7 protein-coding genes are annotated in these 14,122 nt (G+C 66.9%); 5 read left to right on the top strand and 2 right to left on the bottom strand.

All coding sequences use genetic code 11. From position 1 onward, the window contains the following. Positions 1 to 150: 150 nt before the first annotated feature. On the bottom strand, positions 151 to 3,894 hold the full coding sequence (gene pglX / locus AB0O91_RS04530; protein ID WP_363427743.1) for a BREX-2 system adenine-specific DNA-methyltransferase PglX: 3,744 nt from the start codon (positions 3,892 to 3,894) through the stop codon (positions 151 to 153). Between the two features lie 163 nt (positions 3,895 to 4,057). Here pglX and AB0O91_RS04525 point away from each other — a divergent pair, with 163 nt between their 5' ends. The 5 genes from AB0O91_RS04525 to AB0O91_RS04505 all read left to right on the top strand — a co-directional run bounded on the left by AB0O91_RS04525 (position 4,058) and on the right by AB0O91_RS04505 (position 9,590). Beyond that, entirely contained in the window at positions 4,058 to 4,501 is a 444-nt protein-coding gene (locus AB0O91_RS04525) for a hypothetical protein (RefSeq protein WP_363427741.1), read from the top strand. Then, positions 4,498 to 5,844 carry a P-loop NTPase gene (locus tag AB0O91_RS04520; RefSeq protein ID WP_363427739.1) on the top strand — a complete coding sequence of 449 codons (1,347 nt, stop codon included), beginning with the start codon at positions 4,498 to 4,500 and terminating at the stop codon, positions 5,842 to 5,844. Before AB0O91_RS04525 ends, AB0O91_RS04520 begins: the two co-directional genes overlap by 4 nt. After that, positions 5,841 to 7,286: a hypothetical protein gene (locus AB0O91_RS04515; RefSeq protein WP_363427737.1), complete on the top strand. Its 1,446-nt coding sequence runs from the start codon at positions 5,841 to 5,843 to the stop codon at positions 7,284 to 7,286. The genes AB0O91_RS04520 and AB0O91_RS04515 overlap by 4 nt, the downstream gene beginning before the upstream one ends. Before the next feature lie 79 nt (positions 7,287 to 7,365). Next, a complete protein-coding gene (locus AB0O91_RS04510) occupies positions 7,366 to 8,544 on the top strand; it encodes an ATP-binding protein (RefSeq protein ID WP_363427735.1) in 1,179 nt (392 codons plus the stop codon). Beyond that, positions 8,541 to 9,590, top strand: a complete 1,050-nt coding sequence (locus AB0O91_RS04505; RefSeq protein WP_363427733.1) for an AAA family ATPase — start codon at positions 8,541 to 8,543, stop codon at positions 9,588 to 9,590. The genes AB0O91_RS04510 and AB0O91_RS04505 overlap by 4 nt, the downstream gene beginning before the upstream one ends. Before the next feature lie 12 nt (positions 9,591 to 9,602). Here the strand turns inward: AB0O91_RS04505 and pglW are convergent, their stop codons facing one another. After that, positions 9,603 to 14,018, bottom strand: coding sequence for a BREX system serine/threonine kinase PglW (gene pglW, locus AB0O91_RS04500; protein ID WP_363427731.1), 4,416 nt, complete (start codon positions 14,016 to 14,018; stop codon positions 9,603 to 9,605). Positions 14,019 to 14,122: the final 104 nt, after the last annotated feature.

Below are 14,122 nucleotides of genomic sequence, written 5' to 3'. Positions count from 1 at the left end.
TCGCACGCGAGGTCTACCGCGCGCTCACCGGCGCACCAGCCGAACACACCACGCGAACCGACCTTGCTCCAGCCGCTTGACGTCTATAGGAGCATTCCTCAAGCGCGTTGAAGCGGTGGTCCCGGCTTGCTGGCCGGGACCACCGCTTTCTCACTCCTCGTCCAGCGCAGGCTGCTCGGCCACGGGCTTCTTGGCGGCCGGCTTCCGCCCGCGGGTCTTCCGCTCAGGCCGCCACGCCTTCAACTCCTCAGCAGTAACTCGGTGCTTGGCCATCTGCTCCGAGAGGTACGCCTCACAGTCGGAAGCCGGGATGCTGCCCCATTCCGCGTCGTACTCGCCGTGCCACTGTCTGACCCAGGGCATGATCTCGGACAGGCCGGCGAGCAGCGGCAGAATCCGGTCGGTGCCCCAGGCTGACTGCTCGGCGCGGTCCTCAATCAGGTCGATCAGCGCCTGAGCCTGGTCCTTGTGATCCCAACCGGCCCACCCGAGCAGGACGCTGGGGTCGGCATCGGGGCTCGCCTCCAGGTAGGAGATGAACCGCTCCTTGGGGACGTCGAGCTTGCCTCGCTGCGACCAGTAGGACGCCTTGAGGAAGTCAGCGGACGTGTACTTCGGCGGCACGGGGATGTCCAGCCGCTCGCCCGTACGGTCCTCCTTGCGCTGCTCGTCCCACACGTACTCCCACTGCTCGCGCTTGCGCAGACCGGAGTCCTTGTAGCGCATGGCGGCGAGGTACGGCACGTGCTCGTCGGCGATCACCTCGGCCAGTACCTGCGCGAGCGGGAGGTCCGGCTTCTTGAGGTGGTCGGCTGCGTAGAGCTGGGCGACGGACACCACATCGGCGTTGCCGCGTAGTTCGTCCGCGAGCTGGCTGACGGTGAGCTGGCGAGGCTGCTTCATGCCGTCACGCATGTCGAACCAGAGGGCATCGTTCTCGCAGCAGTCCAGCAGCCACGTACGCAGCGCAGCCCGCTCCTTCTTCTCCCACGGCTCGGAAGACCAGCGCCGCTTGCACTCGGGCCGCTCGATGAGCGCAAGGTCCCGGCGGCTCTCGATGGTGTCGATACGCGCCTGGACGATCTCGCGGTACCACTCCGGCCAGTGGGCGGGAATCTCTGTGATCGGCGTCGACCCATGCCGCTCGAACCATGCTGTTTCGGCTTCGCCCGCTGCCACCTTCCGCGCCAGCACAATCTCGAACGCCCGCTCCCCGAGCTTCACTTCGGGAATGGCCTCCGGACCGGGTGACTGCACGACGAGCCGGGCGGACTCCTTCCCCGTCAGCAGCCCGTAGAGACCGTAGACCTCCCAGTCCAGCTCCTCCTGTAGCGCGATCAGCCGATGGCGGCTGTGCGTGTGTTCGTCCTGCGCCTGATCCAATGTGTTGCGAGAAGGGACCATTGCCGCACACACAGCAGACGGCTCGACCTGAGTGACTTTCTGCGTAAGAGTGTCGAGCATACGGCTGATCTTCAATGGCAGCTGATCAGGGAGCGGGAACTCTTGCAGCTTTGTCCCCGTGAACTCATAGAACCGTTCCCAGCCGGCACTAGTGATTCCACCGCCCTCTCCGCGATTTCCCTTGTCATGGCACACTTGCTTCAACCAGAAGCAGGCCGTCGACGAGTTTAGAACTCCCAAGATTTCAACGTAGGCGTCCTCGCTCGTTGTGTCCGGTAGCTTAATTACCGGAGCCGACTGTTTGAAGACATTTCCGCCTCGATCTAGTGTGAAATGATTATGGGTCGCAACAAATGAAAAGACGATAGCTTGACTGCCAGCGCCCCCGTCTTTCGGCAGTTGATGCCATGCGTGCCACGGGCGACCCTCTTCGAAGTAAGTTCGCTTCGAAAAGGTCGCCCTATTGCCGAGCTCGGTGCGGAAGGGCCAAATCCACCTGTAGAAGTGAGAATCGACAGGAAGTGGCAGCAGCTCGTGGGTGGAATCGTAGGGGAATAGTGCGTAGCTTTCGGGGGATGTACTCCAATCGCGCACTTCGTCCCCGACGGTCAAGGGGGCGAGGAACGATTCTTCGATCGCCCTGGATTTAAATGTGCGCCTATGGGCGATCATGGCATCATCTGCGCCGGGGATGCCGAATACGCCAATTCGGTGCGCTTGACTTTCAAGGCGACGGGAGGATGACATCTCAATTGAAGAAAATACTTCCCCTGATCCGCCCCCGCTTACTGACCAAGGATGCGTCGAGAATTTTGATGCTGGGGCATCCTCGACGGAGATCCATTCTGAGATGCTTCCCGGATCTTCAAGCTGCTTGGTGACTGCCTGCCAGACGAGCCCTTCTGCTGGGTTTTCCGGCTGGGATGGCTCGCCTCGGATGCCGAGTACGGCACGAATCGTCCGGTTTGGATTAGGGAGGCGATTGCGGCCAGCAAGCACAACTGTTGGCGTTCCGTGGCCTGGGATGTACGCGCCAGAGGTGTCAATGACATGCGTAAGTTCGACTTGGCTGCGGAAGATTTCGTCAATCAGCCTCCTGCCAAACTCTCGCTTCATAAAAGAGTTGGAAGTGATTTGGCCGGTGAAACCTCCGCCCCCCCGGGTTCCTCCGGTTCCGCGAATGGCCAAGTCGAAGAATCGCTGTGCAAATGGAACTGACAGCGCGTATTTTCCGGATGCTGCACTGTATGAGGATCGGTAGTTTTCGTTCTCCTGCTTGTCTTTGGCTGTAATGTATGGAGGGTTTCCCACTACCACGTGATACGACCCTCTGCCGAGCATGTCTACTTGCTCGGAAAGTGCGGCGACATCCTCGGTGGAATATGTGAAGCTGTCTCCCTGTTCCGAATCCATCGTCGCGAAGAGCGTGCCAAGGTCGGTCTGGATGCCAGCTGCACCTCGACCGTGCAGTAGAGAATCTCCAATAGCCACATTGATCGGAAATGCTGGCGCATCCTTAAGCCGAATCGTGCCAGCGGCTCGCATTGTGGCTACCAGTAGCCGGAATCGCGCGATATTGGCCGCGAAAGGATTCTTATCGCAGCCGTGCACTGACTCCAGGGCCCGTCGCACAATTACCCAGTCATCCACACCGGGCTCGGCCTGACGCCACTTTTCTACGAGTCGGTGGAAGATGCCCAGCAGGAAGTGCCCAGACCCGCAAGTGGGGTCGATGGTCCGAAGCCCCCGCCTCTCCGTGCTCTCCGGGAACTCCCATACTGGGTTGAGGCCGAACTCCTCGATCGCAGGCTCAAGAGTCAGGTCGAGGATGAACTCCTCGACGAACTCCGGGGTCTGGAGCAGCGCATACGTCTTCCGTGCGTGGTCGCTCAGGTCCTGGTAGAGGTCGCCGAGGAATCGGGTGTCCCACTCGGGATCAGTGAAGTCGTACTGGATCTGCCCGTTCGAGCCCCATCGGCGCCAGAACCGCAGCAGCTCGGTCGCAGCCTCATAGCTTGGGGTCAGCTCCCACAGCGGGTTGTGCCGCTCGTCGAACAGGTCTGCTGCGGTCGTGTTCGACTCGGCCAGATGCTTGAACGACGCGATTAGCCAGTCGCGGTTGTTGAAGTGGGGGTACTCGCGGAAGAACGCCTCGTGCCGTTCTTCTGCATCCGTCAGTCGATTCCCAGGCCCGGCGAGAAACGGTTCGTCGATGAGTCCGTTGTCCTCGCAGAAGCGCACGAAAACGGAGCCCAGCACCCATGCCACTGCAGACTGCGTGACCCGTTCATCTCGCCACGTCTCATACGTGGCTGCCGTCCGATTGGCTGCGCGGGCCTTCTGGTACTCGCGCTCCAGCCGCGTCCGGAACTCGTCCTCGGAGTGACTGCGCTCCCGCAGGTCGTCCTCCAGCAGCACGACCTGCTTGCGAAGGTCCCGCAGCAGCCCGTCCTTGTCCAAGCCTGTCCGCTCGTCCTGGCCCGCGACCATCGCTCCTCGCATCCCTCTCACCACGCCACACCGCCCGCCACCACACCCAGCGAACCTGACCTACCATCCTGCCAGGTCCGCCGCACCTAATAACGGGCCCAGCCCAGGTCTGGCCCCCACAAAGCGCTCCCAGCGCCCCCACCCCCACCGCTAGAGTGATCGCGTGACCACACCCGCCACCACAGCGCCACCGCCGCACCGCTTCTGGCGTGCGGGCGTCGGGCACTACCGCGCCGCCGCGTTGCTGGAGCAGAAGGAGCCGGGTCCGGCGGACCACCTTGCGGGGATCTCCGCAGAGTGCGCGCTGAAGGCGATCCTGATCGACTTCCTCGGCTCCCAGGACAACGGCAACAAGGCCCCCATGCACCCGAAGACCGGCAACCACGGTCATGTGGACAAGCTGTGGCCGCAGCTTGCCCAGCTCGCCCAGGGCCGGGTAGGTGCGGCGCTCCTGCCGCTGATCGCCCACAACCCCTTCGCAGGCTGGAAGGTCGACCACCGCTACGAGGACGGCTCGGCGATACAGGCGGCCGATCTGGCGGTGCACATCCAGATGGCACAGGCCCTGTGTGTTCTGTACGACGATGCAAGGAACGGACGCATATGAACCCGCCCGCGCGCTTCGATGAAGCCTGGACGGCGGCCCTCGCCCACGCCGAGCGCGCCGCAGACGCCGGCTGCGACGTGGTCCTGGTACGCGACCTCATCGGCCGGGCGAGTCTGATCGTCGACGACCGCAACGCGGCATCGGCCGAGCAGTCTGACTTCCTCGCCTCCCTCCGCGCGGACTTCGCCCGCGACACCCACCCCTTCACCGGCCTGGACCCCGTCCAACTCGCCGGCGACATGTTCGCCCCCGAGCTGCTGCTGGACTCCCCGGACCTCTCCGTCCACCGCGAGGCCCGCCCCGAGGACAGCACCGGCCGCGTCGCCCTCCTCGAACGCACCGTCGTCGGCGCCGACTGGCTCCGCCCCGCCACCGACACCACCGCCGTCCAGCGCCGCGTGGCCCTCTACGGCTTCAAGGGCGGTGTCGGCCGCTCCACCGCCACCACCGTCCTCGCCCGCCGCCTCGCGGACACCGGCCGCTGCGTGCTCGTCGTCGACCTCGACCTCGAATCCCCGGGCGTCTCCGCGCTGCTCGAAGACCCGGAGCAGCTCCCCGAGCACGGCGTCGTCGACCACCTCATCGAGGACGCCGTCGGCAACGCCGACGACCTCGAACTGGTCTGCCGCAGCTCCGTCCTCCCCCTCTCCGGCAACGGCGAGGTCTGGCTGGCCGCCGCGGGCGGCCGCCCGCGCGAGGACTACGACTTCCTCGCCAAGCTGAACCGCATCTACAGCGACCTCCCGCCCGCTGTCCCCGGCGGCGAGCCGCGTTCCTTCGCCCGCCGCCTCGACGCAGCCATCTCGGCCTGTGAGGAGCAGGTCACCAAGCGGAGCCGCAAGCCGGACATCGTGCTGCTCGACAGCCGCGCCGGCGTCCACGACATCGCCGCCGTCACCATCACCCAGCTCTGCTCCCTGGCCCTCCTCTTCGCCGTCGACAACCCGGCCACCTGGTACGGCTACGGGACGCTGCTCAGCCAGTGGAACCAGCGCCCCGACCGGGCCCGGGCGCTGCGCGAGCGGCTCAGGGTCGTGGCGGCGATGCTGCCGCAGACCGACTGGGAGGAGCGCCTCAACACCCTGCGCGGCAACGCACTGGACGTGTTCTCGAACCTCTACGACGACGAGGCGGAGGGCGACTTCGAGGCGTTCAACCCATCGTTCGAGAACGACGACGCGCCGCACGCCCCCATCCCGATCTTCTTCAGCAACGAGCTGGTGTCGCTCGACCCGGCCCGTGACCGCGACTGGATAGACCTCCCCCTGATCAAGAGTGCTTACAAGCTCTTCCTTGAGAAGGTGGAACGCATCATCCCCGATCCCCTCCCGGAGTCACGATGACGGACGCCCTCTCCACGGAGGAGTACCGGCAGCTTCTGATCACCGCCGCCGGCAATGCCTTCGACGCGGACTCCGCCGAGCCGAACCTCCGGCTGCTCTTCACCCCGGCCACCCACCGCCTCGCCCTGGACCCGGACGTGACCCTCGTCCGTGGGGCGCGCGGCACCGGCAAGACCGTCTGGTTCAAGGTGCTCAACGACGAGCGGCTGCGCGGGATCGCCGCCGCGGCGTACATGATGCCCAGGCTGCGCAGCGCGACGGCGACCAGCGGCTACGGCACGGCGAGCGCTCCGGACCGTTACCCGAGCCCGGGCGTCATCCAGAAGCTGGTCAAGGACGAGGTCGACCTCGTCGAGATCTGGCGCGCCGTCGTCATGGTGGCGCTCGGCGTGCCCGAGATTCTTGATCTCAAGAAGTGGGCCGAGAAGGTCAGTTGGGCCGAGGAGAACCCGGAGGAGTACGACCGGGCGCTCTTCGAGCACGACCGCAGGGAGGGTGACCGCAACGGAACCCTGCTGATCCTCTTCGACGCGCTCGACCACCTCCACAACGACCGCAAGGTCGCCGACACCCTGGTCTCCGCCCTCCTCAAGGTGGCCCTGGAGCTGCGCCTGCGCACCCGCCGCATCCGGGCGAAGATCTTCATTCGCCCGGACATGTACCACAGCGCGCCCAAGAACTTCCCGGACGCCTCGAAGATCGGCGCCAACCCGGCCGACCTCACCTGGACCACCGAGGGCCTGTACGGCCTGCTCTTCCACCAGCTGGGGAACGTCGAGGGCGAGGCCGCCGCACGCTTCCGGGCGTCGACCGGGCGCTGGCAGGACGAGGGCGACGGCCGGTTCGTGGCACCGGTCGGGGTGATCGCCGACAAGGATCGGCAGGAGGAGACCTTCGTCGGCATCGCCGGCCCCTACATGGGGACGACGAAGCAGAAGGGCTACACCTACACCTGGCTGCCGAACCACCTCCAGGACGGTAACCGCGAGGTGAGCCCCCGCAGCTTCCTCAAAGCGGTCAGCAAGGCCGCCGAGGTCACCCGGGACACCTACGCCAGGCACGAGTTCGCCCTTCACCACGACGGCATCCGCCAGGGCGTCCAGGAGGCATCCAAGGTCCGCGCGGACGAGATCACCGAGGACATCCCCTGGGCCGCCGAGGCGGTGAAGACCCTCAACGGCCTGCAGGTGCCCATTGAGGAATCGGCCGTCCTTCGCTGCTGGCGGGAGCACCAGCTCACTGCCACACTCAACGAGCTGGGTGGTGTTGACGATCACCGGAGCGGCCCGCTCGACACGGGCGACCACCTCGGCCTGATCGACCAACTGGTCGAGCTCGGCGTCATGACCCGCCGCACCGCCCACCGCCTCGACCTGCCGGATGTCTACCGCATTGCCTTCGGCGTCGGTCGCAAGGGCGGAGTCCCCCGCAAGACGTCCTGAGGATGCTCGCGCTCACCACTGCGTGACTCACCTCCACACGTGATCGACCCATGTCAGTCCCACCGTGAAGAATGGCTTCATGAACACCGACCTAGCGGATCTCCTCGGCACCCGGGAGACCGCCTGCCTTGAGTTCAAGCGCCAGGCCAAACGGCCCGAGCAGATCCGTCAAGCGATCTGCTCCATGGCCAATGATCTTGGTGGCCATGGCGGTGGCGACCTTCTGATCGGAGTCGACGACAACGGAGAACCTGCTGACGACGTCGATATGAGCGATCGGTTGCTGCTCGCCCTTACGGATATGCGCGATGACGGGAAGATTCTGGAACGGCCGTCACTGACCGTCACGGTCGCGCCGTTCAAGGGCAGGCCAGTGATCAGGATCCGCGTGGAGGCATCGGCCGCGACGCCGGTCCGCCTCGACGGTGTGATTTGGGTCCGTCCAGGCCCGTCCACGCGCAAGGCGACGCGGGACGACGAGCGCGTCCTCTCCGAGCGCAGGCGGGCCGGTGACGGCCCGTACGACATCCGGCCTCTCGCCGGTACTGGGCTGGAGCAGCTGGATCTGGGCCTTTTCCGATCGACGTACCTTCCGGCAGTGGCGGCCTCCGACGTACTGGAGGAGAACGGCCGGCCTGAGGTTCAGTACCTTGCGGCGTCGCGCTTCGCGACTTTGGACGGAACAGCTACCGCACTCGGTCTGCTGGTCGTCGGCTACGACCCCAGCGCGTTCATCCCCGGAGGATACGTCCAGTTCGTTCGTTATCAGGGGCTGGACCTCGACGCGCCGATCGTTGATGAGCAGGAGCTGCGCCACAACGTGGTCGTCACCGCGGACAGACTGGAAACGATTCTCCGTGGTCATCTGCATACCCGGATCGTCGAGGCGAGTGGTTTCCGGGAGGAGCAGCAACCTGATTATCCCATCGAAGCCCTGCGTGAGCTCTGTATGAATGCGATCATGCATCGGAACTATGAGACGTCGTACGCGCCTGTTCGCATCGCCTGGTTTGAGGACCGCATCGAGGTGACCAACCCTGGGGGGCCGTATGGGCAGGTCCGCAGCGACAACTTCGACCGGGTCAACGACTACCGGAATCCGTCTCTCGCGGCGGCCATGAAGTCGCTGGGCTACGTCAACAGGTTCGGCCGGGGGATCGGTCGCGTTCGGGCGGCACTTGAGCGGAACGGCAACCCGCCGGCCGAGTTCCTGGTCGATCAGTCGTCGTGGTTCGTCACGGTGAGGAGGGCTCAGTGATCTCTGTCGCGCTGTTCAACAACAAGGGCGGTGTCGGCAAGACGACGCTCGCCTACCACCTGGCTCACATGCTGCAACGCCAGGGTCTACGGATCCTCGCGGTCGACCTGGACCCGCAGTCCAATCTCACTGCGGCCATCCTCGACGAGCAGGAGCTGGAGGCGCTGTGGGGAGAGGACTCGGAGCTGGCGGCTCAGGAGAGCCGCCCGGCGCAACGCATGCTGTTCACCCGTACCGATGGGCAGTACACCATCGCCGATGCGATTCGACCGATCATGGAGGGCACGGGCGACATCGCACACGTGACTCCGGTGGCAGTCACCGAGGGCTTGTGGCTGCTCCCGGGCAATCTTGAGCTCAGCAAGTTCGAGGACAAGCTCTCGGCGGGCTGGCTCAACAGCTACGGCGGTGATCCGGCAGCCATTCGCACGACCACCGCGTTCTACCGCATCATCACGCAGGCGGCCCACTCGGTCGACGCGGACATCGTCCTGATCGACGTCGGCCCGAACCTCGGTGCCATCAACCGTGCGGCACTCATCGCGGCAGACACCGTGCTCATGCCTCTTGCAGCGGACCTGTTCTCGCTCAAGGGGTTGCTCAACCTCGGTCCTACCCTGCGGGAGTGGCGCACCAAGTGGCAGGGGGTGGTGCGTCCGCAGATTCCGTCCTCGATCCCCTCTCCGACGGCAAGCATGCAGCCGCTCGGATACGTGATCATGCAGCCGGAGATGCGCCTCGACAGGCCGGTTCGGGCCTACGAGCGCTGGCTCGCGCGCATTCCCTGGGTGTACGGCACCGCTGTGCTGGGCCATGACACATGGCCTGCAGACGACCGCTCGTACGAGATCGCCACGATGCGCAACTACCGCAGCCTCATGCCGCTCGCTCATGACGCCCGGAAGCCGATGTTCGATCTCAAGGCGGCCGATGGCGCGTTGGGAAGCACACAGAAGTACGTCCAGACCTGCTACCAGGAATTCCGCGCGCTTGCCGAGGAGATCACGAGCAGGTTGGAAACCGCGCGGGGGAACCTTCTTCAGTGAGCGGGCGCATGACTACCTGCTGAGTGCAGTCACTGCGTCGCTGTCCAGATGGACCAGCTCGCCGTCCCCGCCGATGACCTCGACCGTCCGGCCGTCCAGGTGGGGGGCCTGGCTGCGGGTGACCACTGGGCAGAGCAGCCACAGCCCGTGCGGTCCTTCGGCTGGGCGGCGGGCCGCCGCCTGGAGGCGGACCAGCAGGTCGTGGCCGCCCTCCTGCCAGTAGCGGGCGAGCAGGCCGGCGTTGTGCAGGAAGAGCACCGTGCGGGGCGGCGCGGCGCGCTCGGTGAGCACAGCCTCGACCCGCTGCCAGACCGTTCGCACGAACTTGGCCAGGCCCGGCTTGATCTGGCCCGGGGCCGATCCGGCATCCGCCCGCAGGACCTTCGCCCAGTCCTGGCCGGTCTCCGACGCCAGTACGTGGAAGGTGGCGACGAACTCCCGCCCGAGATCGAGCCGGTCGACCAGGTAGGCAGCGGCCACGTCCTCTGCGACCCCCGGGAGGTTGGTGCCCTTCACGGTGACAGCGAGGAAGCCGCCCCGCTCCGCGCTTTCCGCCAGTTTGGTCGTGATGGGCGCGAGCAGGTCCTGACCCGGAATCCAGGGCCGGCCCACTCCGAGCAGACTGGTGCCAGCACCGGTGGACGTCCAGAGCGGGGCGATCTCCGCAGCGGGCGGCTCGAAGCAGGCCTTGGCGGGCTCGTACTTCAGGAGTACCCGGAGTTCGGCGAAGGCCTCCTCGAACTGCACGTACGTCGGCTCGGAGCCCTTGGCCAGGACGGCGAGGTCAGGGAACCGCGCCCGGAGCCGCGCGATCAGCTCCTCGACCGTGATGCCCTTCTCCCGGCGCACGCCGGCAGCAGCCTGCGAGATCCGCAGGGCCCGATCCAGGCCCAGGTCGCGCGGGTACAGCTCGAGCCGCGGAGAGACCTGGGCGGTCGGCGCGACGACGGCGGCCAGTGTGACCAGCCGGGTGTCGGCGAGCGGGGCCAAGCCCTCCGGGGCCGGTACGGACCGCAGGTCCCGGATGATCGACGCCCGTCCGGGCATCGGTTCGAGATGGGCCAGGCGCTCCGCCGTCTCGCCCAGGGCCGCGGCGTAGTCGGCGAGTTCCCGGGGGCTGGGGTCGTCCGTACCGGGCAGCGACTCGGCCGCCAGCAGCACGGTCTCCCCGCGCCGGTGCACTGCGAGCCTCGGCTCGTGCACCTCCTCGCCCTCACCCGCCCACAGCTCGGCCTCTGCCGCAGCACGCACCACAGCGAGCGCCTTGGCCTGCGTCCGCTCGGGCGTGTCATCCGCCGCACCGTGGCGAACCCGCAGCTCGGCGGCGGCCTCCGCGGCCGTCATCACCCGGCCGGCCGCCTCGACGATCTCGACCAGCTCCGTGCGGACCGGTGCGAGCCACGGGGCCTGGGCCCACTCCTTGATCTCGATGCGGTGATGGCGGGAGACGGGCGGCTGCTTGATGTCGAGGTGGGCCGCGATCCGGGCCTGCACGGGCCAGAGCCCCAGCGGCGACAGCCCGCCCTCCTCGGGGGGCAGGCCGAGGGTCAGCCGGATCACGGCTTCGCGGTTCGAGTTCTTGCGCACCGAGGCTGGCGTGAGCCGGGCAGCCATCTCGTCTATCGACAGGACCTGCTGGACTTCACCCTCGGTACCGACGGCATCGACCGGACGGTCCGGCTCTGCGCCTTCGCCGCCCGGAGCCCGTCGCGGAGCGGGCACGCTCTCGTACCGCAGCGCGGTGGCCCACTGCTTGCGGCGCCGGTTGAGCTCGCGGCGGACGAGCGAGCCCGCGCCCCGGGCCTTGGAGATTACGTACGGCTGGATCTCCAGGAGTTGGCCGACGGTGGACGCGCCCAGGCCGTTCGCGACCGAGACGGCTCGCAGGCTGAGCCCGGCGGCGTCGAGCAGGGTGGACGCGTCTGCCGCGGCGGCAGCCGCGTCGAGGGCGGCTTCGGTGCTCTCCGGGGTGGTGTCGACGGTCTTCGGAGTGCTGAGCGGCAGAGCGGAGTCGGCGCTGCGGAACACCTCGCGCCACGCGTCCTGCATCTGGCGCAGGGTGTCGAAGCGTTCCTCGATGTCGCGGTGCAGCGCGCGGCGGAAGAAGGCGGTCAGCCCCTCGCTGAGTGCCTGCTCGAACAGTTCCTCCGCGATGTAGAGCTCGGCGTCCTCGTTGGTGACCGGATCGACCCTGCCGGAACCCCAGATGGGTCGCTCCCCGGAGGCCATCTCGTGCAGCGTGACCGCGGCTGCGTACCGTTCGGCGTGGTCGTCGTAATGCGCACGCCGGACCGACCCCAGGAACGGGTCAAGGTAGCCGCGGGTGCCCGCCTTGACGTCCCGGTCCGAGGCGTCGGTGAGGGAGAAGTCGAACAGCTTCAGCTCGAAGGCCCGGTCCTCGCGCTTGCTGATGCCGAAATTGTCCGGCTTCAGATCCCGATGCCGGATTCCCTTGCCCGCGAGTTGGTCGAGGGCCCGGAACAAGTCCTCGCTGAAGCGCTCCAGTTGGTGGTAGCTCAGCTTGCCCTCGGCGCGGAGCCGGGCGCCCAGGGACTCTTTGCCCGCGTACTCCAGCTCCAGGATCGTCCGGGGGCCCAGCTCGCGTACGCCTTCGCCGCGCAACTGGACGATCGCCCCGCCGCCGACGATCCGCAGGGCACGCTCCTCGGCCCGGAGCCGTTCGGCCTTGTCCTCGTCGAGGGCGACCTTGAAGACACGTCGAACCTCCTGGCGCTTGCCGTCCTCGTCCTCCTCCTCGTGGAGGACTAGCAGCGCGCGGGCGGTCGCACCCGTGCCGAGCACCCGCTCGACGAGCCAGTAGCCGTCGAGTACCTGGCCGGGCAGGGCCTCCAGCGGATCGACCTCGGTGACCGAGAGCGGCTCCGGCTTGGCATCGGCCTGCTCGGCCCTGTCCAGCAGATCGATGAAGTGGTCCACCGAGCCCAGGCGGTCGTTGACGTCGGACCGGGTGGCCTGGAACACGAGGTGGTCCATGGCGTCGGAGAATCCGTCGGCAACCGCGAAGAGCCGCAGGCCGGAGTCCGTGCGCAGCCGCTCGAGCAGGCCGCTGCGCTGGGCGGCGGGCGGCCGGCCGGTGAGGATCAGGTGCGCCACCGCACCGAGACCGAAGACGTCGAGGTCGGCCGGATCGGCGTAGGGCTGGTCCGTCTCAGGCGCCAGGTAGATCTGCGCGGCGTCCTCGATGAGGGCGGCGTCGAGTGCCGAGCCGCCGATCGACCGCATCATGGTCGCGGTGGTGTCGAAGTCCCGGGCCGCCGTCTGCCAGTCGGTGATGCGCAGTTCGGGCCGCGAGCCGTCCTTGCGGCTCGACACGTAGACGGAGCGGGCCGCCAGTGCCCGGTGGTACAGCGAACGGTTGTGGGCGTACCGCATGGCCTCCGCGAGCTGCCGGACCAGGTCCAGACGCAGCTCGGGGGTGAGCCGGCCACCGTGGACGTCGAGGTACTGGTCGAGGCGCAGGTCGGTGTGGCGATGGCGGAAGAGGATCGCCGGGCCGCCCTGGTGCTCGCGGATCTCCACGGCCTCTGCGATGCCGCGGTGGTTGATGCCCTGCAACACCTCGTACTCGCGACGGGCTGCCCGCTGGGTGGACTTTCGGGCCGCCTCGCTCGCCTGCTGGCTGACCAGGTAGATGCGGACCCGGCCTTCGGCGTTCACCAGGCCGTCGTCGCGCTTGGCCAGACGGTCCTCCCAGGACGGCCCTGCCTCCAGCGGCCGGGACTCCAGCTTCCAGGCGTCGCCGAACCGTAGGTGGGCGCTGGACTGCTTGATGCCGATGGCCTTCAGCAGCTGCGGCAGAGAGTGCCGGGAGAACTCCGGCGTGATTCGGCGCTCGGGGCGGTCCGGTGGCAGGCCGAGGAAGTCCTGCCAGATGCGCTTGAGACCGGTGCCGGGTGCGTCGTCGCGGCCGTACACCTTGATGCGCTGGACGTCGTCGAGTCGGCTATCGAGGTCCGGCGCAGACAGGAACACTGCAGGCTCGACCCGCGGAACCACCCGTTCGCTGATACCCAGCTTACGTGCGGCCCAGATGAGCTGGCTCTTGAGCTCCTTGGACTTCAGGTCGGTCAGGTGGAGCGGATTGTCGATCGTGCGCATCCGGTCCGCACCGAGGAAGTTCCACGTCGAGCCGATGTTCTCCAGCCGGCCCGGGTGGCTCTTGACCTCGACGAGGTACAGGCCCGCCGGGACGGCGATCAGCAGATCGCACTCGTTGACCCGTCCTGAGCGGGCGGTGAACGAGAACGTGGCCCAGGCCCGGAACGGCTCTGCAGGCGGCATCAGACGGCGGATGTGGTCGAGGGCGTCCTGCTCGTGTGCGTACGGCGACGGTTGCTCCTGGATCCACTGAAGTGCAGGCCGCTGCGGGCCGGGCTTGGGCACCGGGGCGGATCCTGCTGCGGGCACCGTCAACCTCCACGGTATCGATCATGCAAGGGGATTGGACAGTCCCCGCACGACCTTATCGTGCGGAGGCAAGGGGTCGGGGCAGATCATGCGAGCCAGCTGCC

Origin of the sequence: Kitasatospora sp. NPDC089797, from assembly GCF_040684795.1 — a bacterium.
Lineage (GTDB): Bacteria > Actinomycetota > Actinomycetes > Streptomycetales > Streptomycetaceae > Kitasatospora.
Note: the sequence above shows the minus strand (reverse complement) of the source record. Positions and strands in the feature narration are given on the sequence as shown.

Bases quoted from the DNA above. Each gene is read 5' to 3' on its own strand.
- pglX (WP_363427743.1), bottom strand. From the start codon at position 3,894: ATGGTCGCGGGCCAGGACGAGCGGACAGGCTTGGACAAGGACGGGCTG.
- AB0O91_RS04520 (WP_363427739.1), top strand. From the start codon at position 4,498: ATGAACCCGCCCGCGCGCTTCGATGAAGCCTGGACGGCGGCCCTCGCC.
- AB0O91_RS04515 (WP_363427737.1), top strand. From the start codon at position 5,841: ATGACGGACGCCCTCTCCACGGAGGAGTACCGGCAGCTTCTGATCACC.
- AB0O91_RS04510 (WP_363427735.1), top strand. From the start codon at position 7,366: ATGAACACCGACCTAGCGGATCTCCTCGGCACCCGGGAGACCGCCTGC.